Raw genomic sequence first — 21,198 nt, 5'->3', positions numbered from 1 at the left:
TCCTTCGAGGCCGCCTCGCGCCACGTCGGGATGAGGGGAGGGGGCACGCGGTACGAGGCGATCCGAGACGACCAGACGGGAACACGACTTGACCAACCCAGACGCCATCCACGACCAGGACGACCGCGCCCGCCACGACCGGATCAAGGCGCCGCGGCCCTACCGTTTCGGGGCCAAGAGGCCGATCGAGGGGCTGCCCGCGGCCCTGCCCGACCCGGTCAAGGCCTATCTGGACGTCCTGCCTGAGGGCCGCGTGGTCGGCTTCCCCCTGGCGCCGCTGGATCGCACCGGCGTCCCGGTCTGGTTCGTCGCCCTGTTCCTTGACGACCCGTTCTTCGTCGGCGCGATGCCGTCCGGCATCGGCTACGGCGCCACCGACGAGGAAGCGCTGATCGGGGCCGTCGCCGAGATTGCCGAGAACCTGATGCCGTCGCTGGCGGTGCTGCCGCGGGCCAAGGAGCGGGCGAGCTACACCGACCTCGCCCGCGTCTACGGCGCCGCCTCGGTGGCCGACCCGCTGACCCTCTGCCTGCCCGCGGGCTCCCCGGTCGGCCGCGACACGGTGCTCGAATGGACGCCGACGGTCCGGCACGCCACCGGCGAGATCGTGCTGATGCCGCTCGATGTGGCCGCCACCGATTATTTCGAGCTGTCCGAGGGCTACAAGCCTTTCACCAATCTGATCACCAACGGCCTCGGCGCCGGACCCGACGTGCCCTTCGCGCTGGGTCACGGCGTCCTGGAGCTGCTCCAGCGCGACGGCAACGGCCTGTTGTTCCGGGCGCTCGACCAGGGCGTGATGCTCGACCTCGACGGGATCGGGCCGGAGAACGCCGCGATGCTGGCCCGCCTCAAGGAGCTGGGCATCCGGGCGCTGCCGAAATTCGCCACGGACCAGTTCGGCCTCACCAACCTCTACGTCGTCGGCTACGACGAGGATCCGGCCCGCACCCCGGCGCCGATCGCGCTCTCGGCCTGCGGCGAGGCCTGCGATCCGGACCGGGAGCGGGCGCTGCGCAAGGCCCTGCTGGAGTTCCAAGCGGCGCGGGTGCGCAAGACCTTCGGGCATGGCCCCCTCGACATGGCCGCCACCGTGACCCCGCCCGGCTACGTCGATGCGTTCATCCAGAAGGCGCTGCCGAGCCTCGATCTCGAGGAGAGCCGCGCCCTTCAGGCGATGCTCGAATGGATCGAGATGCCGGCCGCCGGCCTCCGGGACGTGCTGTCCGACACCGTCTACAGCCAGCGGGGCACCAAGCGGTTCGCGGATCTGCCTTCCACCCCGGCCCCGGACGGCCATGCCCGGGGCAAGATCGCCTGCGACCGGCTGCTGGAGGCGGGGTTCGACGTGCTCTACGTCGATTGCTCGCCGCTCGGCGGCAGCGTCGGCGTGGTCAAGGCGATCGTGCCGGGGCTCGAAGTCGAGACCATGAGCTACTACCGCATCGGCGAGCGCAACACGCGCAAGCTGATCGAGCGCGACCACCCGCTGATCCGGTTCGGCACCGAGAGCGAGACCCTGCGCCCGGTGCGCCTGACCCCGGAGGCGTTGGAGCGGTTCGGCGGCCAGCCGCTGTTCGATACCGCCCTCGCCGAGCAGATCGTCGGCCGGCACTATCCGCTTTACCGCGAACCGGAATCGCACCACGCGCCGTTCCGGCTCGCCCAGAAGACCGGGAGAGCGGCGTGACCCTGCGCTTCGCCTACAACACCAACGGCGCCGCCAACCATCGCCTCGACGACGCGCTGCACCTGATTAAGGCCGCGGGCTACGACGGCGTGGCCCTGACGCTGGACATCCACCACCTCGATCCGTTCGCCGAGACCTGGGCCGCGGAGGCCGGCCGGGTCGCGAGCCTGCTGGAACGGCTGGAGCTGGCCTGCGTCATCGAGACCGGCGCCCGCTTTCTGCTCGACCCCAATGCCAAGCACGAGCCGACCCTGGTGACCGCCGACGCCGCCGGGCGCGCCCGGCGGGTCGGCTTCCTCAAGCGCGCGGTGGAGATCGGTGCGATCCTGTCCGCCGAGGCGGTCTCGTTCTGGGCGGGCGTGCCCAAGCCCGGCGTGGAGCACGGCGAAGCCCGGCGCTGGCTGGCGGAGGGGCTGCACGAGGTCGCGGCCTTCGCCACCGAGGCCGGGATCGTGCCGTGCCTGGAGCCCGAGCCCGGCATGTTGATCGAGACGCTGGACGATTACGCGGCCCTCGACGTCCCCGGGCTTAAGCTCGCCCTGGACACCGGCCACTGCCTCGTCACCGGCGAGCGCGAGCCGGCAGCGGCCGTCCGCGAGTTCGCCGACCGCACCGGCACCGTGGCGATCGAGGACATGAAGCGCGGCAGCCATATCCACCTGCCCTTCGGCGAGGGCGATATGGACGTGCCCAGCGTGCTGGAGGCGCTGGAGGCGGTCGGCTTCGGCAAGCTGGTCTGCGTCGAGCTCTCTCGGGAGAGCCACCGGGCCGACGTGATGATCCCGCAAGCGCTGGACTACCTCCGCGCCTGCCGGCGGCTTGGCCCGGTCCTCGCCAGCGAACAAGAGACCCGCCGGCAATGGCCGTGACCGGACGAGCGCACCTCTCCTCCCCTATGCGGGGAGGAGCTGGAGGCGGGGGTCGCGCAGGATGGAGCGCCACGGTGCCGACTGCGCCACTCCCACCCCTACCCCTCCCCGCACGGGGAAGGGGACCCTCGCCCTTCGGTGTCGCCCGATGAAAATCCTCTTCCTCAGCCGCCGCTACTTCCCGGCGATTTCGGGCATGAGCGTCTACGCGCAGAACCTGCTGCGCGAGCTGGTCGGCGCCGGCCACGACGTGACGATGATCTCGCAATACCGGGGCGATGCCTTCGGGACCCGCGTCTATGGCGGCGGCCCGCCGCCACCCGTGCCGGGGGTGCGGGTGATCGGCCTGGAGCAGCTCGGCGAGCAGCAGGCGGGCGATTTCGAGCGCGACATCGCCACCATGGTCGAGGCGATCGAGCGGGAGCATGCGCGTACGCCCTTCGATGTGCTGCACGCGCAGTACGGCTATCCCACCGGCTGGGCGGTCCTGCTCGCCGCCCGAAAGCTCGGGGTGCCGAGCGTGGTCTCGATCCAGGGCGGCGACGGCCACTGGGTCGGCTCCTGCTGCGAGACCCACCGGGTGGCGATGTGCGAGGTCCTGGCCCACGCCAACGCCCTGCTGATCGGCGGCGCGTCCTTCGTGGACGAGGTCTGCGAGCGCCTCGGCTCCGATCCGGCCCGGTTCACGATCGTGCCCGGCGCGGTCGACACCGACCGCTTCGCGCAAGGGACACCCGACGGCCTGCCGGCGCCGCATGCCGGTCCGATCCGGCTGTTCTACCACGGCCGGGTCGACCGCCGGAAAGGCGTGCTCGACTTCATCAACGCCCTGGCGATCCTGCGCGCGCAGGGCACGCCGTTCGCCGCCACGATCTCGGGTATCGGGCCGGACGTGGATCCCGCCCAGGCGCTGGCCACGGACCTCGCCTTCGCGCCGCGGGACATCGCCTTCACCGGCTATGCCGAGTACGGCCACGTGCCGGACCTCTACCGCCGGGCCGACGTGTTCGTCTCGCCGACCTACGCCGAGGGGTTCTCCAACACGATCCTGGAGGCGATGGCGGCGGGGCTCGCGGTGGTCTCCTGCCACGCGGTCGGGGTCTCGGACTGCCTGCGCGACGGCGAGAACGGCCTGATGGTCGATCCGGGCGACGTTCAGGCGCTCGCCGCCGCACTGACCCGGGTCGTCACCGACGCCGAGCTGCGCCGCGGCCTGGCCACGGCCGGCCTCGAGGAATGCCGCCGGGTCTATTCCTGGAGCGCCGTCGGCCGGCAGATCATGGAGGTGTACGGACGCGTTCAGCATGAGCGCCCGGCCACGGATTTCTCCATCGACCTGCCCGACGATCCCACCTGCCGCTTCCGCGCCGAGCCGCACCTCCTCTGACGCAGGAAGCCCCGCCGCGTGCCGATAGCCCTCGCCCTCTCGCCCCATCTCGACGATGCGGCCTTCTCCTGCGGCGGACTGCTCGCGAGCCTCGGCCGAGAGGGCTGGCACGTGGTGATGGCGACGCTGTTCACCGGCAGCGTCGCCGACCCGACGGGGTTCGCGCTGGCCTGCCAGCTCGACAAGGGCCTGTCGGCCGCCGTCGACTACATGGCCCTGCGCCGGGCCGAGGACATCCAGGCCGCGGCCGCGCTCGGGATCGCGCCGCCCCGGCACCTGCCGTTCCGCGAGGCGCCGCACCGGGGCTACGGCTCCGCGCCGGAACTGTTTTCCCAGACGCGCGGGGATGACGCCATCACGGCCGACCTGGCGCCGGCCCTGGCGGCTCTGATCGCCGCGGAGCGGCCCGATCTCGTCCTCGCCCCGCAGGCCATCGGCGGCCATGTCGACCACGTCCAGGCCGTCCGTGCCCTGCGCGGCCTCGACGGGCTGCCCCCGATCCTGTGGTGGCGCGACTTCCCCTACACGGTCCGCGAGGCCGCACCCCGGGAGCCCCTGGCCGCGCTGTTCGCCGGGTTGCCAGCGCACCGGATGACGCTCGATCCAGAGGCCCAGGCGCGCAAGCGCGCCGCCTGCGCGGCCTATGGCAGCCAGATCGGGTTCCAATTCGGCGGACCGGCCGGCCTCGACGCGCGGCTCGCCCGGGAGGAGGGGATCGAGCGCTTCCGCCTCACCGGCCGCCTCGCCGCGCCGATCCCCGGTCTCGATGCCGCCTGAGCCGCAGGCGCCGAAATCCCTCGCCGACCCGGCTGCGCTCGCGGCCCGCCGGGCCCTGATCGACGCGCCCCACATCGCCCCGATCCGCGCGCTGGCCGACCGGATCGTCGCCGAGCGGGGCGCGCCGGTCCCGGTGCCCGATCCGCTGGATGGCGGCGTCGCGGCCAGGATGTTGCTGCTCCTGGAAACGCCGGGGCCGGCCGTGCTGCGCACCGGCTTCGTCACCCGCGACAGCGCGAACGGCACCGCCGCCAACCTGTTCCGCTTCCTGCGGGAGGCCGGCATCGCGCGGGCGGACACCCTGATCTGGAACGCGGTGCCCTGGCTGATCCACGAGGCGGGCGCCCTCAACCGGGTTCCGCGCCGGGCGGAGGTCGCGGCGGCCGCGCCCTATCTGGCGCCGCTGTTGGACCTGCTGCCCGGGCTCGCCGTGGCGGTGCTGGCCGGGCGCACCGCCGGCGGGACGGCGCCGGCGATCGCGGCCCTGCGTCCGGGCCTGCCGCTGATCGCGGTCCCCCACCCGAGCCCGACCTATGTCTGCACCGCCCCGGAGGTGCCCGCGCGGATCCGGCGGGGCCTCTCCGAGGCCGCGGCGATCCTGTGCCGCGCCGCGCGGTGAGGATCGGATCCTCATCGGATCCCGGCCTTCCCTGGCCTTGGGCGCCGGTTCGGCCTACATGGCGAGGCAACGGGCCGCGGTCCGGGATCATCCGGTACGGGCGCAGGCCTTCGGCCGGGCCGCGCAGCCGGAAGGGCGGACGCCGAACGGCATGAACTTTCAGGGACAGCACCGGGGACCGGCAGAGCCGGTCGAGCCGGTCAAGCACGACGCTGTCGCGGACAAGCCGCGCAAGAGCTGGAGCAGCCGGTATGCCTGGATCGGCACGGCCGCCAGCATCGTGCTGTTCGCGGTCTCGCTGGGCGTGCTGTGGAAGCTCGTCCAGAGCGTGAGCTGGGCGGAGGTGCGGGCGGCGGTGACGGCGGCGACCGGCGAGCAGCTCGGCCTCGCCTTCCTGTTCGTCGGGATCAGCTACCTGTTCCTGACGGGCTACGACGCGCTGGCCCTGCGCCAGCTCCGAATCAAGGTGCCGTACCGGATCACCGCGCTCGCCTCTTTCACCAGCTACGCGGTGAGCTTCACCCTCGGCTTCCCGCTGCTGACCGCCGGCACGATCCGCTACTGGATCTACGCCCGGCAGGGCCTGTCCACAGCCAAGATCGCCGCGCTCACGGTCATCGCGGGCTTCACCTTCTGGCTCGGCATGGGCGTGGTGCTGGGCCTGAGCCTGATCATCGAGGCCGGGCAGCTCGCCGGGCTCGCCTTCACGTCGATTCGGATCAACCAGGGCGTCGGCCTCGTGGCCCTGGGCCTGGTACTGGGCTACCTAGCCTGGGTCTCGGCCAAGAAGCGCAGCATCACGGTCAAGCAGTGGCGGCTGGAACTGCCGGGCGCCTCGGTCTCGATCGGCCAGATGATCGTCGGGATCGGCGACGTCTGCGCGGCGGCGGCGGTGCTCTACGTGCTGCTGCCGCAGGGGATGACGCTGGGCTTCACCACGTTCCTGGCGATCTACGTGCTGGCCGCGATGCTGGGCATCGCCTCCAATGCCCCCGGGGGCATCGGGGTGTTCGAGGCCACCATTCTGCTCGCCCTGTCGAGCCTGCCGCGCAACGAGGTGTTGACCTCGCTGCTGCTGTTCCGGGGCTGCTACTACGTCGTGCCGTTCGTCGTCGCCCTGGCGATGCTCGGCCTCTACGAGATCGTGAAGCGGGCCGGCGGCGCGCGCGATCCGGGGCCGCCGGAAGGCACGGCCGGCCCGTCCGGCCGCCCCTGGCCCGACGACACCGAGTCCCGGTAATTCCACCGGACCGCCGTCGACCATGACCGACCGCCCGCGCAGTTCCCAGGCCTGGACGGGCGCCGCAATCGCGGCCGGCCTGTTCGCCGTCGCCCTGGCGCTGTCTGGCCGGCTCGACCTTCCGCTGATCCTGGCCGGCCTCGGCTCGGTCTGCCTGGGCGGCTGGCTCGGGGGGCGCGGCCCGGAAGCCCCGGTGCCGCGGCCGGCGGCGACGGCCCAGCGCCACGCGATCGCCGAGGCGCTGCTGGCCCACGTGCCCGATCCGGTCATCCTGGTGGACCGCCGCACCCTGGTGGTGGAGGCCAACCCGGCGGCCCGGGCGCTGCTGCCGGCCCTGCTCCAGGCCCGGCCCCTGTCCTTCGCGCTGCGCAGCCCGGAGGTCCTCGACGGGGTCGAGGCGGTGCTGAGTTCTGGCATGCCCCGCCGGGTCCCCCTGTCGACCCGGGTGCCCCTGGAGCGGACCTTCGAGGTCCAGATCGGCGCCCTGCCGATGCCCGATGGGTCGGGGGTCAGCGCGGTTCTGTTCCTGCGCGATCTCACCTCGGCCCGGCGCCTCGAGGCGATGCGGGTCGATTTCGTGGCCAATGCCAGCCACGAGCTGCGCACGCCGCTCGCCACCCTGATCGGCTTCATCGAGACCCTGCAGGGCCCGGCCCGCGAGGACACGCAGGCCCGCGAACGATTCCTCGAGATCATGCGCGTCCAGGCGCTGCGCATGACCCGGCTGATCGACGACCTGCTGTCGCTGTCAAGGATCGAGCTGCGCGAGCACGTGGCCCCTACCACCGTGGTCGATCTCGGGGCGCTGGCCCGGCAGATGGTCGACGCGCAGGGGCCGCCCGCCGAGGCGCGGGGCGCCACGGTGCGGTTCGCGGACGGCGACGGCCCCTATCCCGTGCCCGGTGATGCCGACGAGCTGGCCCGGGTGATCGAGAACCTGATCGAGAACGCCGTGAAGTACGGCGGCGGCCATGTCGGCGTCGCCCTGAGCCGCGAGGATGATACCCGGCTCGGCCGGCGGATCGTGCTGTCCGTGACGGATGACGGCCCGGGGATCCCGCCCGAGCACATCCCGCGCCTGACCGAGCGCTTCTACCGGGTCGACGTCGCCTCCAGCCGCGCCCGGGGCGGGACGGGGCTCGGCCTCGCCATCGTGAAGCACAGCCTCAACCGCCACCGCGGTCGCCTCGCCATCGACAGCACGGTCGGCCGGGGGACGGTCGTGCGCGTCAGCCTGCCGGAATACGGCGGCGACGCGGAGGTGGCCCGCGTCGCCGATCAGGCCGGGCCGGCATAGGGGCCGATCCCGAGCCCGGCCTCGACCCGCGGGATCCAGGCGCGGATGGCCGGGTAGGCGGCCAAGTCGAAGCCGCCCTCGTGGGCCATGCGGGTGTAGGCGACCAGCGCCACGTCGGCGAGCGTCAGCGCATCGCCGGCCATGAAGGCCGCGCGTTCGAGCGTCGCCTGCATCAGCCGAAGCGCGTCAGTGCCGCGTTCCGCGAGCTTCGGATCGAGCGCGTCCGGTGCGCGCTTCAGGTAATGAAGCTGATACCGGCGGACCGCGATGTAGGGCTCGTGGCTGTACTGCTCCCAGAACATCCATTGCAGCATGCGGGCGCGGTCGCGGGCCGCCTCGGGCACGAGCGCCGAGCCTTCCGCGAGGTAGACGATGATCGCGTTGGATTCCGATAGGGTCTCGCCATCGGGAAACACGACGAGCGGGACACGGCCGGCGGGGTTCAGCGCCAGGAACGCCGGATCGCGTGTGCCGCCACCCGGGACGTCGATGGTGCGCCAGATCGACGGGATGCCGAGACGATCGGCCACCCATTTGACCTTGAGGCAGTTGCCGGAACCCGGATCCCCGTAGAGCGTCAGCGGTTCGGTCATCGGAGGCCTCGCAGGGCTGGGTCAAATCGTTCGCAGAGCGCCGCGGGATGCGGGCAACGGCTTGGACCCGAGCGCATCTCCCTCTCCCGCCGGTCGCAAACCGATGGCCGCACAGTGTCGGCCCGATCCCGATTCGGCAATGCGATCCAGGAGGCCCTTGACCTTCCCATGATGGGAAGCCCCATCTGAGGCGGCATGGATGCTTCGATCGGAACCGCCCCCGTGCCCGAACACGTCTCCCTGAGCTTCCCCGTCGATGGGATGTCCTGCGCGTCCTGCGTCGGGCGGGTCGAGCGCGCCCTGAAGGCGTTGCCCGGTGCCCGCGACGTGGCGGTCAATCTCGCCACCAACCGCGCCAGCCTCGTCCTCGGCGGCCGCGCGGTTCCGGCCGACGCCGCGGCCGCGCTGGCGGATGCCGGCTACCCGATCCCGGAGACCGAGAGCCGGATCGCCGTCGCGGGGATGTCCTGCGCGTCCTGCGTCGGACGGGTCGAGCGCGCGCTCGCCGCCCTGCCGGGGGTGAGCGGCGCCAGCGTCAACCTGGTCACCGGCCAGGCCGCGATCCGCCATCCGGAGGGCGTGGTCTCCGTCGGCGACCTCGTCGCGGCCGTGGCCACGGCGGGCTACGAAGCCCGGCCCCTCGACGACGGGCCGCGAACCGATCCCGCGACCCGGCAGCAGGCCGAGGGCCGCGCGCTCCGCCGCGCCCTCACCGTGGCGGGGCTGCTGTCCGCCCCCGTGGTCGTCCTCGACATGGGCGGCCACATGGGCGGCCACGTCCTGCCCGGCTTCCATGCCAGCCAGGCCACAGCCCTGGTCCAGGCCGCCCTGGCGACCCTGGTGCTCGCCTGGCCCGGCCGCCGCTTCTTCCTGCGGGGCGTGCCGGGCCTGCTGCGCGGCCATCCCGACATGAACGCCCTGGTCGCCCTCGGGGCGGGGGCCGCCTACCTCTACTCCCTGGTCTCGGCCCTGACCCCAGGCCTGCTGCCCGCGGGCGCGGCGCATCTCTACTTCGAGGCCAGCGTGCTGATCGTCACGCTGATCCTGCTCGGGCGGACGCTGGAGGCCGGCGCCCGGGGCCGGACCGGTCAGGCGATCACGCGGCTGATGGATCTGGCGCCCAAGACCGCCCGGGTGATCCGCGACGGGTCGGAGGTCGAGGTGCCGCTCGGGGAACTCCGCATCGGCGCCGTGGTCCGCGTCAGACCCGGCGAGCGGGTCGCGGCCGACGGCGTGGTTGTGTCCGGCACGAGCCACGTCGACGAGAGCATGGTGACGGGGGAGCCCTTGCCCGTGCGGAAGGGGCCGGGGGACCGGATGGTCGGCGGAACCCTGAACGGGCGCGGCAGCCTCGACCTCCGGGTCGACGCGGTCGGCGGCGCCACCGTGCTGGCGCAGATCGCCGCCATGGTGGAGCGGGCCCAGGGCGGCAAGCTGCCGATCCAGGCGCTGGTCGATCGCGTCACCGGGCGCTTCGTGCCGGCGGTGATCGGGATCGCGCTCGCGACGTTCCTGGGCTGGCTGATCCTGGCCCCGGCCCCCGCCCTCGGGCCGGCCCTGGTCAACGCCGTCGCAGTGCTGATCATCGCCTGCCCCTGCGCCATGGGGCTGGCCACGCCCACCGCCATCATGGTCGGGACCGGGCGGGCGGCGGGCCGGGGCATCCTGTTCCGCGACGGCGCGGCGCTGCAACGGCTGCGCGACGTGCGCGTCGTCGCCCTGGACAAGACCGGCACCCTCACCGAGGGCCGGCCGCGGGTCACCGATCTTCTCGTGACCTCGGGTTTCGCGGAGGACGAGGCACTGGCCCTCGCGGCCGGCCTGGAGAGCCGGTCCGAGCATCCTCTGGCCGGCGCCGTGGTGGCGGCCGCCCGCGCCCGGGGCCTGGACGACAGGCTCGAGCCCAAGCGCTTCGAGGCGGTGGAGGGGTTCGGCGTGTCCGGACAGGTCGCGGGCCGAAGCGTGGCTCTCGGCGCGCCGCGCTACCTCGACCGGCTCGGCATCGCCCTGGACCCGGACCTCGCCGCCCGCGCCGGACAGCTGGCCGAGGACGGCAAGAGCCCGATACACCTCGCCCTCGACGGTCGCCATGCTGGGCTGCTGGCCGTGGCCGACCCGGTGAAGCCGGGCGCCCGCGAGGCCGTGGCGGCGCTGACGGCGCAGGGGCTCGTCGTGGCGATGGTGACGGGCGACGACCCGCGCACAGCCGCCGGGGTCGCCAAAAGCCTCGGCATCGACGAGGTGGCCGCTGGGATCCTGCCCGGGGGCAAGGTCGAAACGGTCGAGAGATTGCGGGCGGCGCATGGGCCCGTAGCCTTCGTCGGCGACGGCATCAACGACGCCCCGGCGCTGGCCGAGGCCGATGTCGGCCTCGCCATCGGCACCGGTACCGACATCGCCGTCGAGAGCGCCGACGTGGTGCTGATGTCGGGGGAGCCGCAGGCGCTGGTGGAGGCGCTCGCCCTGTCCCGGGCGGTGATGGCCAATATCCGCCAGAACCTGTTCTGGGCCTTCGCCTACAACGCGGCCCTGATCCCCGTGGCCGCGGGCCTGCTGGTGCCGTTCGGCGGCCCGGCCTTGTCGCCGGTCCTGGCCGCGGGCGCGATGGCGTTCTCGAGCGTCTTCGTCCTCGGCAACGCCCTGCGGCTGCGCCGGGCCGGGGGCCGGGCCGCGCCCGCCGCCGAAGCATCCGCGCCGGTGCCGAGGCCGGCATGAGCGCGGGACCCATCACCATCGGCGAGGCGGCGCGGCGCACCGGCGTCTCGGCCAAGATGATCCGGTGGTACGAGGCGACGGGCCTGCTGCCGCCCGCGACCCGCTCCGAGGCGGGCTACCGCCACTACGACGACGCGGACCTGCACACCCTGCGGTTCGTCCGCCGCTCCCGCGACCTCGGCTTCAGCGTCGAGGCCATCGCGGACCTGCTGGCGCTCTGGCGCGACCGCGCCCGGCCGAGCGCCGGCGTGAAGGCGATCGCCGAGGAGCAGATCGCCGACCTGCGCCGCCGGATCGGCGAGCTGGAGGGCATGGCCCGGACTCTGGAGCGCCTCGCCGAGAGCTGCTGCGGCGACGCGCGGCCCGATTGCCCGATCCTCGATGACCTCGCCACGGAGGATGGGCCGCGCTTAACTCGAACATCGAGTCGCGGTCTGGGTCAGCGGAGACCTGTGCGGAGGGTGTGAGAATGACGGGTATAATACCGGAGGTGGACGCTCGGCGTAAGCTTGTCGCCAACGAGCAGGCGAAGCTGACGGCGACTTATATCAATGGCTTGTCCATCGCTGTCTTCGCTGTTGGCGGCCTCTCGCCCTTCATCACGGCCCTTGGTATCGTCACGGAGCAACATGGCTTCCTTGTCGGCGCTCTCATTCTGCTCGGCGTTTGCTCGTTGTCGAGTAGTACCCCACATCTGGTGGCACGATCCCGTCTCGGGAGTCTGGACCCATGACGACATTTCAGTTCGCAAGTTTCCTCGCTGTTCCGCTTGCGGGGCTTGCCCTTGGATTTGGCATGTTGTGGCTGACTGGCAAGGCGCATTAAGCCGTCGAACAACGTCCAAAATCATCGATCCAAGGCGGTTCGGAGTTTCGCGCGACAAGCGCGGCCGTTGACGCCGCGTCTGGCCCCGGCTTTGCTGGAACGGCCGAGTCTCTCGCCGAGACCTCAAGGCCACGAAAGTCCCGGACCCATGCCCGCCCTCGAACGGATCCGCGCCTTCGCCGACACGATGACCGCGTGGCGGCACGATCTCCACGCCCACCCGGAGCTGCTCTACGACGTGGAGCGGACGGCGGGGTTCGTGGCGGACCAGCTCCGGGCCTTCGGCTGCGACACGGTGGAGACCGGCATCGGCCGGACCGGCGTGGTCGGGGTGATCCGCGGCAACGGCCGGAGCTCGAACCGCGCCATCGGGCTGCGCGCCGACATGGACGCCCTTCCGATCCAGGAGGTCCGGGACCTGCCCTACCGCTCCACGGTGCCGGGCACGATGCACGCCTGCGGCCATGACGGGCACACCACGATGCTGCTCGGGGCGGCCAAGTACCTCTCCGAGACCCGGGACTTCGACGGCGCCGCGGTGCTGATCTTCCAGCCGGCCGAGGAGGGCGGCGGCGGCGGCGAGGCGATGGTCGAGGACGGCCTGATGGAGCGGTTCGGGATCGAATCGGTCTACGGGATGCACAACATCCCCGGCATGTCGGTCGGCACCTTCGCGATCCGGCCGGGGCCGATCATGGCGTCCACCGACCGCTTCACCCTGACCATCGAGGGGCGGGGCGGCCACGCGGCGCTGCCGCAGAACGCCGTCGACAGCGTGCTGGTGGCGAGCCACGTGATCATCGCCCTGCAGAGCATCGTCGCGCGCAACCTCGATCCGCTCGAATCCGCCGTGGTCTCGGTCTGCGCGCTCGAGGCCGGCGAGGCGTTCAACGTGCTGCCGCAGAGCGTGACCATGCGGGGCACCCTGCGCACGCTGTCCCAGGCGGTGCGCAGCCAGGTCAAGGCACGGATCGAAACCCTGGTGACCGAGGTCTCCGGGGCCTTCGGCGCCACCGGCGTGGTCGAATACGGGTCGAGCTACCCGGTCACCGAGAACCACCCAGCCGAAACGGAGTTCATGGCCGGCGTGGCCGAGGCGCTGGTCGGCGTGGAGAATGTCGACCGGACCGTCGCGCCGATGATGACGGCGGAGGACTTCTCCTACATGCTCGGCCGCCGCCCCGGCGCCTACATGTTCATCGGTAACGGCGACAGTGCCTCGCTCCACCACCCGCACTACGATTTCAACGATTCCGCGACCCCGTACGGGGCGTCGCTGTGGGCGCGCCTGATCGAGACGGCGCTGCCCCGGACGGTTTGACCGGCGGCGTGACGGACGGTGCGGGCCCGGCGGGCCCGGACCCTATCCCGCTCCCGACCCTGCGGCAGGCCGTCCCGGTCTGGATGCGGGTGGCGGCCCTGTCGTTCGGCGGCCCCGCCGGGCAGATCGCCGTGATGCACCGCATCCTGGTGGACGAGCGGCGCTGGATCTCCGAGCGGCGCTTCCTGCACGGGCTCGGCTTCTGCACGCTCCTGCCCGGCCCGGAGGCGCAGCAACTCGCGACCTATATCGGCTGGCTGATGCACGGCCCCGCCGGCGGCCTCGTCGCGGGCGGGCTGTTCGTGCTGCCGGGACTGCTCGCCCTGATGGGCCTGAGCTGGCTCTACGTCCTGTACGGCGCGGTCGACCTCGTCGCCGGACTGTTCTTCGGGCTCAAGGCGGCGGTGCTCGCCATCGTGCTGCACGCGCTCTGGCGCCTCGGCGGCCGGGCTTTGCGCGGACGGGCGGATCGGCTCATCGCGGCGGCCGCCTTCGTGGCGATCTTCGTCCTGGCGGTGCCGTTCCCTCTGGTCGTGGTCGCGGCGGGCGCCCTCGGCCTCGTGCTGGGACGCAGGCCCGCGCCGGCCTCCGCCGAAACCGAGGCGGGCGATGAGGGCGGGTTCCTGATCGGCCAGGCGATGTTGTCGCGCGAGCGTGCGGGGCCGGAGGAATCCCTGCGCGTCGCCGCCCTGTGGCTGGCGATCTGGCTCCTGCCGGTGGCCGCCCTGCTGCTCCTGCCCGGGCCGCCCCCGGTCTTCGGGCAGGTGGCCGTATTCTTTGCCAAGATGGCGGTCGTGACCTTCGGGGGGGCCTACGCGGCGCTCGCCTACGTCGCCCAGCAGGCGGTGGAGCATTACGGCTGGCTGCGGCCCGGTGAGATGCTCGACGGGCTGGGGCTCGCCGAGACCACCCCGGGGCCGCTGATCATGGTGCTTCAGTTCGTCGGCTTCCTGGCCGGCTATCGGGCGCCCGGCACCCTGCCGCCGCTGCTGGCGGGAACGCTGGCCGGGCTGCTGACGACCTGGGTCACCTTCGCGCCATGCTTCCTCTGGATCTTCGCCGGGGCGCCGCTGATCGGGCGCCTGCGCGGCAGCCGCCTGCTGGCCGGCGCCCTGTCGGCGATCACCGCCGCGGTGGCGGGCGTGATCCTCAACCTCGCCGTCTGGTTCGGGCTGCGGACGCTGTTTTCCGAGGTCCGGTCGGTGCCGCTCGGGCCGCTGCGCCTCGACCTGCCCGTGCCCGCCAGCCTCGATCCCGCCGCCCTGGTGCTGACGCTGACGGCAATCCTGGCGGTCTTCCGGTTCGGCCTCGGGGCGCTGCCGACCCTGGCGCTGTGTGCCGGGGCCGGGATGCTGCTGCGGTTGGCGGGCCTGGCCTGACCGGCGCAGTCAGGCCCCGTAGCGGGCCTTGAGCAGCGCGTAGGTCAGCCGGGCGGTCTGGACCTCGCCGCCCTCCGGCCGCCCCGGCTTGGTCGCGGGGTTCCAGCCGTAAAGGTCGAAATGGCCGTGCGCCTTGGTCTTCGGGGCGAAGCGGCGCAGGAACAAGGCCGCGGTGATCGCCCCGGCGAACGGGCCGCCCGAGACGTTGTTGAGGTCGGCGACCTTGGAGTCGAGCAGGCTCGCGTAGGGGGCGTGGAGCGGCATCCGCCAGATCGGGTCGATCGCGCGCCGCCCCGCCTCCGAGACGTAGGCCGCCAGGGCCTCGTCCTCGGTGAAGAACGCCGGCAGATCCGGCCCGAGCGCCACCCGGGCGGCGCCCGTCAGGGTCGAGAAGTCGAGGATCAGCGCGGGCTCCTCGGCGTCGGCAAGGGCCAGCGCGTCGGCCAGGATCAGCCGCCCCTCCGCGTCGGTGTTGCCGATCTCGACGCTCAAGCCCGCCCGGCTGGGCAGCACGTCGCTGGGGCGGAAGGCGTTGCCCGAGACCGCGTTCTCCACCGCCGGGATCAGCACGCGCAGGCGGACCCGCAGACCCCCGCCCATGATCATGTCGGCGGCCGCCAGCGCCACCGCGGCACCGCCCATGTCCTTCTTCATCAGCAGCATCGCGGCGGAGGGTTTTATGTCGAGCCCGCCGGTGTCGAAGGCGACGCCCTTGCCGATCAGGGTCACCCGCGGCGCGTCCGCCGGCCCCCAGGTCAGGTCGATCAGGCGTGGCGCCCGGGGCGAGGCGACCCCGACGGCGTGGATCAGGGGGAATTCCCGCGCGAGCGCCTCGCCTTGCGTCACGTCGATCGACGCCCCGTGGCGCTCGGCCAGCGACCGGGCGGCGGCCTCGATCTCGGCGGGTCCGAGATCGTTGGCGGGGGTGTTGATCAGGTCGCGGCCCATCGCCACCGCGGCGGCGACCCGCGCGACCTCGGCCCCGTCGATCCCGGCCGGCGCCGCCAGCCGCGCCTTCGTCCCCCCGGCAGTCCGGTACCGGCCGAAGCGGTAGCTGCCCATCAGCCAGGCCAACGCGGCCTCGGCCGGGTCGGGGGCGTTCTCCAGGCGAAACGTCCCGTCCGGAAGCAGGGCGGGCAGCTTGCCGGCGATCAGCCGGTCATAGGTGGCCGCCTCCGGATCGCCGAGGCCGAACAGCACCCGCGCGAGACCGCCGTCCGGGCCCGGCAGCAGCGCCAGGCTCCCGGCCTTCGGCTTGAAGCCGAGCGCCCGCGCGAAGCTGCGCTGCGTTGGGTCCAGCGCCGCCTCGGCCTCGGTCCAGGACGCCGTCGTCACCAGGGTGACCGGAACGGACGGCGTGTCGGCGGACGGCGTGTCGGCGGGCAGCAGGGCGGCGTGCGTCGCGGGGATGTCGGCCTGTGTCATGTGCCTCTCGTGCGGCGGTCGGGCCGGCAGCGGCTTAACCGGTGGTTAGGGTTAACGCTCTATCACCGGCCGGCCGGGAGGGTGAAGCGTGGGTCGGAGCCCGCCCGGCCAGTGCCGGCGGAGCGCACCATGATGACGGCCCCGATCCGGGTCACCACGACCCTGGCTTCCACCCGCGGCCTCGCCGCCGCGGCCATCGTGGCGCTGGGCCTCGCCGGCTGCAACACCCGTTCCCCCGAGACCACCGGCTCGATCGGCGATGTCACCGGTCGGTCGGTCGCGCCGCGCCAGGAGGTCGCCTCACGCCAGGATCTCGACGGGCTGGCCGAACGCTTCAACGCCAATCCGGGCGACGGACGCGCGGCCCTTGCATATGCCCGCGCCCTCCGGTCGAACGACCAGGCGGCCCAGGCCTCCGCGGTGCTACAGCAGGCGGCCCTGCGCAACCCGCGCGACACCTTCATCCTCGGCGCCTACGGCAAGTCGCTGGTGGAGGCCGGTCGCTACCGCGAGGCGATCGACGTCCTCGCCAACGCCCATTCCCCGGCCTCGCCCGACTGGCGCATCCTGTCGGCGCAGGGCTCGGCCTCCGCGCAACTCGGTGAGCAGGCCCGGGCCCAGAGCTTCTACGAGGCCGCGCTCAAGATCCGGCCGAACGAGCCGTCGCTGCTGTCGAATCTCGGCCTGTCCTACGCGCTGTCGCGCAACCTCGACCAGGCCGAGCAGACCCTGCGGCTCGCCGCCGACCAACCCGGAGCCGACGCCCGCGTCCGCGCGAACCTCGCCCTCGTGCTCGGCCTGAAAGGCCGATTCGCCGACGCCGAGACCGTCCTGCGCCGGGACATGGGGCCCGATGAGGCCGCCTCCAACGTGGCGTCCCTGCGCAAGCTCGCCGCTCAGCCGAATCGGTTCAAGGCGTTGTCGGGGGCTCCGACGCCGGAGCGGGGGTGACGGCTATCCCGCGACGGTGACCGTCCGGATCTGCCGCGCGCCTTCCGGATCCCGCTGCGGGCTATGATGTTTCCGGTTCGCCGACGCATGAGGGTATAGGCCGGGCCCAGGCAGGTTTTCCCCTCCCACAGAAGGGGAGGGGAGGTCCGTGCGGCCGCCGTCCGCTTTCCGGCACGATGCGCGCCTTCCCCCGGGATGCTGCGGCATGGAACCCGCTCCGGCGCCCGACAGGGTAGCGCGGCTGTCATCGCAACCCGGTAGCGGCCAGATTCGAAAAGTTCTATATCGGGATCTGGCTGCGCCGCGCGGCTCCACGGGCGTCCAAATCGCCCCCGCGCATCGTCCTGCCCGGGCACTCCCGGGGCGGCGCGCGCCCGTCGGGCGCTACACAGGCCGAACACAGACTTCGTAGCGCAGGTTTTGCCTGCGCGTGTTCGACAACCCGCAGCGAGGATTGAACCAGCCGTGCCATCACTCGACAGCTACAAGGCCCGCCAGACGCTCGAAGCCGGCGGCAAGACCTACACCTACTACTCGATCCCCGAGGCCGAGAAGAACGGCCTCGCCTCCGCCACCGCGCTGCCATTCTCCATGAAGGTGCTGCTGGAGAACCTGCTGCGCTTCGAGGATGACCGCTCCGTCCGCAAGGCCGACATCGCCGCGACGGTCGGCTGGCTCGCCGAGAAGGGCAAGGCCGAGGTCGAGATCGCCTTTCGGCCCGCCCGGGTGCTGATGCAGGACTTCACCGGCGTCCCGGCCGTGGTCGATCTGGCGGCCATGCGCGACGCCATGGTGGCGCTCGGCGGCGACCCGCAAAAGATCAACCCGCTGGTGCCGGTGGATCTGGTCATCGACCACTCGGTGATCGTCGACGAGTTCGGCACCCCCAAGGCGCTGGCCGACAATGTCGCGCTGGAATACTCGCGTAACGGCGAGCGCTACACCTTCCTGAAGTGGGGCCAATCGGCCTTCGACAACTTCTCCGTGGTCCCCCCGGGCACCGGCATCTGCCACCAGGTGAACCTGGAATACCTGGCCCAGACCGTCTGGACGAAGTCCGAGGACGGGGCCGAGATCGCCTATCCCGATTCGCTGGTCGGCACCGATTCGCACACCACCATGGTCAACGGCATGGCGGTGCTGGGCTGGGGCGTCGGCGGCATCGAGGCCGAAGCGGCCATGCTCGGCCAGCCGCTCTCGATGCTGATCCCCGAGGTCGTGGGCTTCAAGCTGTCGGGCAAGCTGCCCGAGGGCACCACCGCCACCGACCTGGTGCTCACCGTCACCCAGATGCTGCGCAAGAAGGGCGTGGTCGGCAAGTTCGTGGAGTTCTACGGCCCCGGCCTCGACGACATGGCGGTCGCCGACCGGGCCACGATCTCCAACATGGCCCCCGAATACGGCGCCACCTGCGGCTTCTTCCCGATCGACCAGCGCACCATCGACTTCCTGAAAGTCACCGGCCGCGCCGACGACCGGATCGCCCTGGTGGAGGCCTACGCCAAGGCGCAGGGCATGTGGCGTGACGCGAACACGCCCGACCCGGTCTTCACCGATTCGCTGCAGCTCGACATGGGCGAGGTCCGGCCTTCGCTGGCCGGCCCGAAGCGCCCGCAGGACCGGGTGCTGCTCGACGCCGCCAAGCCGGGCTTCGCGGCCTCGATGGAGACCGAGTTCAAGAAGGCCGCCGACCTCGCCAGCCGCTACGCGGTCGAGGGCACGAACTTCGACATCGGGCACGGCGACGTGGTGATCGCGGCGATCACCAGCTGCACCAACACGTCGAACCCCTCCGTGATGATCGGCGCGGGCCTGCTCGCCCGCAACGCCGTCGCCAAGGGCCTGCGCTCCAAGCCGTGGGTGAAGACCTCGCTCGCCCCCGGCTCGCAGGTCGTCGGCGAGTATCTCGAGAAGTCCGGCCTACAGGAGCCCCTCGACGCGCTGGGCTTCAACCTCGTCGGCTTCGGCTGCACCACCTGCATCGGCAATTCCGGGCCGCTGCCGGAGGCGATCTCCAAGGCGATCAACGACAACGACATCGTGGCCGCCGCGGTGCTCTCGGGCAACCGCAACTTCGAGGGCCGGGTGAACCCCGACGTGCGGGCGAACTACCTCGCCTCACCGCCGCTCGTCGTTGCCTACGCGCTCGCCGGCTCGATGCAGATCGACATCACCACCGAGCCGTTGGGCCACGGCTCCGACGGCAAGCCGGTCTACCTGCGGGACATCTGGCCGTCGTCCGCGGAGGTGCAGCAGTTCATCGAGGAGAACATCACCTCGGAGCTGTTCAAGCGCCGCTACGCCGACGTGTTCGGTGGCGACCAGAACTGGAAGGACGTCGAGGTCACCGAGGCCGAGACCTTCGCGTGGAACCCCGGCTCCACCTACGTGCAGAACCCCCCTTACTTCGTCGGCATGGAGAAGACGCCCAAGCCCGTGGAGGACATCGAGGACGCCCGCATCCTCGGGCTCTTCCTCGACTCGATCACCACCGACCACATCTCGCCCGCGGGCAACATCCGGGCGGCCTCGCCGGCCGGCGAGTACCTGCAGGCCCACCAGGTCCGGGTGCAGGACTTCAACCAGTACGGCACAAGGCGCGGCAACCACGAGGTGATGATGCGGGGCACCTTCGCCAACATCCGCATCAAGAACCAGATGGTCCGGGATCCGTCCGGCACCGTGGTCGAGGGTGGCTGGACGCTGTTCCAGCCGTCCGGCGAGAAGATGTTCATCTACGACGCGGCGCAGAGATACGCCGAGAGCGGCACGCCGCTCGTCGTCTTCGCCGGCAAGGAGTACGGCACCGGCTCGTCGCGCGATTGGGCGGCCAAGGGCACGAAGCTGCTCGGCATCCGCGCCGTGGTGGCCGAGAGCTTCGAGCGCATCCACCGCTCGAACCTCGTCGGCATGGGCATCGTCCCGCTGGTGTTCCAGGGCGAGACCTCCTGGGCGTCGCTCGGCCTGAAGGGCGACGAGACCGTCACCATCAAGGGCCTGTCGGGCGAGCTGAAGCCGCGCCAGACCCTGGTCGCGGCGATCACCGCGGCCGACGGATCGAAGATGGAGGTGCCGCTCACCTGCCGGATCGATACGCTCGACGAGCTGGAATACTTCCGCAACGGCGGCATCCTGCCCTACGTGCTGCGCTCGCTCGCGGCCTGATCCACGACGGGCGGCGTCCGCGCCGCCCACCCGGTCTTTCAGAGGCGGCGCCCCCAGGGCGCCGCCTTCTTTTTGGCTCGGACGAGGACGTTTCGTTTGCGCACAACCTTGTTCAGCGCGGCCAGCGCCCCATAACCCGGCTCCTGAAGCCAGGATGGGACCCCCGATGAAGCATCTCAGCAAGACCCTCGCCGCCGCAGCCGGACTGACGGCGCTCCTATCGAGCGCGGTCTTCGCCGCCCAGGTCGAGCGCGTCCGCGGCACCATCGACAAGGCCGAGGGCACCACCCTCACGATCAAGACCGAGGACGGCAAGTCCGAGACCGTGGATGTCGGCGGCGCGAAGTTCGCCTGGGTGGTCCCGTCGAGCCTCGATGCGATCAAGGACGGCGTCTTCATCGGCACCGCCACCAAGGGCGAGAACCCGATGACCGCACTCGAAGTCGTGCTGTTCCCCGAGTCGATGCGCGGCACCGGCGAGGGCCATTACGGCTGGGACACGATCACCGACCAGACCGGCGGCGCCGGCTCGAAGGTGAAGAGCGCCATGACCAACGGCACCGTGAAAGCCGAGACCGCCAACGCCCCCAAGGTGAAGAGCGCGATGACCAACGGCACCGTGAAGGCCGACAAGGCGGCGTCGGGCGGTGAGCGCACCCTGACGGTGAGCTACGGCAAGGACGGGTCCAAGGAGATCGTGGTGCCGGCCTCGGCCCCGATCGTCGCCTTCGAGCCGGCCGACAAGGCGATCCTGGCCCCCGGCTCCAAGGTCTTCGCCGTGGTCGCCAAGGACGGCGCCAAGGCCGAGGGCAAGCTCGTGGCGGTCGGCAAGGACGGCCTGACCCCGCCGATGTAAGGTTTGGGAGTCTCGCGCGCCGCGGTCGGCACGGCTGGCTGCGGCGCGCGGGTTGTTCATCGACGCGGGCGTTCTCTTGGTTCCCGGGG

Annotated in this window: 16 protein-coding genes; 14 read left to right on the top strand and 2 right to left on the bottom strand. The window is 71.8% G+C overall.

The window, feature by feature from the left end; genetic code table 11:
* The first annotated feature begins 88 nt into the window (after window positions 1-88).
* The 7 genes from AC0IY0_RS03540 to AC0IY0_RS03510 all read left to right on the top strand — a co-directional run bounded on the left by AC0IY0_RS03540 (window position 89) and on the right by AC0IY0_RS03510 (window position 7,879).
* Window positions 89-1,690, top strand: coding sequence for a YcaO-like family protein (locus AC0IY0_RS03540; RefSeq protein ID WP_471763093.1), 1,602 nt, complete (start codon window positions 89-91; stop codon window positions 1,688-1,690).
* Window positions 1,687-2,559 (top strand): sugar phosphate isomerase/epimerase family protein, encoded by an 873-nt coding sequence (locus AC0IY0_RS03535; protein WP_471763092.1) that lies wholly within the window; start codon window positions 1,687-1,689, stop codon window positions 2,557-2,559. The genes AC0IY0_RS03540 and AC0IY0_RS03535 overlap by 4 nt, the downstream gene beginning before the upstream one ends.
* 148 nt (window positions 2,560-2,707) lie before the next feature.
* Complete coding sequence (locus AC0IY0_RS03530) at window positions 2,708-3,946, top strand: glycosyltransferase family 4 protein (RefSeq protein WP_147906411.1); 1,239 nt, start codon at window positions 2,708-2,710, stop codon at window positions 3,944-3,946.
* Window positions 3,947-3,964: 18 nt separating this feature from the next.
* Window positions 3,965-4,723 carry a PIG-L deacetylase family protein gene (locus AC0IY0_RS03525; protein WP_471763091.1) on the top strand — a complete coding sequence of 253 codons (759 nt, stop codon included), beginning with the start codon at window positions 3,965-3,967 and terminating at the stop codon, window positions 4,721-4,723.
* A complete protein-coding gene (locus AC0IY0_RS03520; protein WP_471763090.1) occupies window positions 4,713-5,342 on the top strand; it encodes a uracil-DNA glycosylase in 630 nt (209 codons plus the stop codon). Before AC0IY0_RS03525 ends, AC0IY0_RS03520 begins: the two co-directional genes overlap by 11 nt.
* A gap of 151 nt (window positions 5,343-5,493) precedes the next feature.
* Window positions 5,494-6,582: a lysylphosphatidylglycerol synthase domain-containing protein gene (locus AC0IY0_RS03515; protein WP_147906425.1), complete on the top strand. Its 1,089-nt coding sequence runs from the start codon at window positions 5,494-5,496 to the stop codon at window positions 6,580-6,582.
* Between the two features lie 22 nt (window positions 6,583-6,604).
* Window positions 6,605-7,879 carry an ATP-binding protein gene (locus AC0IY0_RS03510; RefSeq protein WP_147938996.1) on the top strand — a complete coding sequence of 425 codons (1,275 nt, stop codon included), beginning with the start codon at window positions 6,605-6,607 and terminating at the stop codon, window positions 7,877-7,879.
* On the opposite strand, the gene AC0IY0_RS03505 is transcribed toward AC0IY0_RS03510, so the two are convergent.
* On the bottom strand, window positions 7,861-8,472 hold the full coding sequence (locus AC0IY0_RS03505) for a glutathione S-transferase family protein (RefSeq protein WP_147907550.1): 612 nt from the start codon (window positions 8,470-8,472) through the stop codon (window positions 7,861-7,863). The two genes, AC0IY0_RS03510 and AC0IY0_RS03505, sit on opposite strands and share 19 nt — an antisense overlap.
* A gap of 195 nt (window positions 8,473-8,667) precedes the next feature.
* Here AC0IY0_RS03505 and AC0IY0_RS03500 point away from each other — a divergent pair, with 195 nt between their 5' ends.
* The 4 genes from AC0IY0_RS03500 (at window position 8,668) to chrA (ending at window position 14,712) form a co-directional block, all read left to right on the top strand.
* Complete coding sequence (locus AC0IY0_RS03500; protein WP_471763089.1) at window positions 8,668-11,187, top strand: heavy metal translocating P-type ATPase; 2,520 nt, start codon at window positions 8,668-8,670, stop codon at window positions 11,185-11,187.
* Complete coding sequence (gene cueR / locus AC0IY0_RS03495) at window positions 11,184-11,654, top strand: Cu(I)-responsive transcriptional regulator (protein WP_471763088.1); 471 nt, start codon at window positions 11,184-11,186, stop codon at window positions 11,652-11,654. Before AC0IY0_RS03500 ends, cueR begins: the two co-directional genes overlap by 4 nt.
* A gap of 506 nt (window positions 11,655-12,160) precedes the next feature.
* Window positions 12,161-13,333: a M20 aminoacylase family protein gene (locus AC0IY0_RS03490; RefSeq protein ID WP_471763087.1), complete on the top strand. Its 1,173-nt coding sequence runs from the start codon at window positions 12,161-12,163 to the stop codon at window positions 13,331-13,333.
* On the top strand, window positions 13,291-14,712 hold the full coding sequence (gene chrA / locus AC0IY0_RS03485; protein WP_471763086.1) for a chromate efflux transporter: 1,422 nt from the start codon (window positions 13,291-13,293) through the stop codon (window positions 14,710-14,712). Before AC0IY0_RS03490 ends, chrA begins: the two co-directional genes overlap by 43 nt.
* Window positions 14,713-14,721: 9 nt before the next feature.
* Here chrA and AC0IY0_RS03480 read toward each other — a convergent pair whose 3' ends face one another.
* Window positions 14,722-16,137, bottom strand: a complete 1,416-nt coding sequence (locus AC0IY0_RS03480; RefSeq protein ID WP_471763085.1) for a leucyl aminopeptidase family protein — start codon at window positions 16,135-16,137, stop codon at window positions 14,722-14,724.
* 129 nt (window positions 16,138-16,266) lie between these two features.
* Between AC0IY0_RS03480 and AC0IY0_RS03475 the strand changes: the two genes are divergently transcribed.
* The 3 genes from AC0IY0_RS03475 to AC0IY0_RS03465 all read left to right on the top strand — a co-directional run bounded on the left by AC0IY0_RS03475 (window position 16,267) and on the right by AC0IY0_RS03465 (window position 21,109).
* Window positions 16,267-17,088 (top strand): CDC27 family protein, encoded by an 822-nt coding sequence (locus tag AC0IY0_RS03475; protein ID WP_147907544.1) that lies wholly within the window; start codon window positions 16,267-16,269, stop codon window positions 17,086-17,088.
* 465 nt (window positions 17,089-17,553) lie between these two features.
* Window positions 17,554-20,253: an aconitate hydratase AcnA gene (gene acnA / locus AC0IY0_RS03470; protein WP_419829150.1), complete on the top strand. Its 2,700-nt coding sequence runs from the start codon at window positions 17,554-17,556 to the stop codon at window positions 20,251-20,253.
* A gap of 166 nt (window positions 20,254-20,419) precedes the next feature.
* Window positions 20,420-21,109: a metal ABC transporter permease gene (locus tag AC0IY0_RS03465; RefSeq protein ID WP_471763084.1), complete on the top strand. Its 690-nt coding sequence runs from the start codon at window positions 20,420-20,422 to the stop codon at window positions 21,107-21,109.
* Window positions 21,110-21,198: the final 89 nt, after the last annotated feature.

This window comes from Methylobacterium sp. AC315 (genome assembly GCF_979253755.1).
Note: the sequence above shows the minus strand (reverse complement) of the source record. Positions and strands in the feature narration are given on the sequence as shown.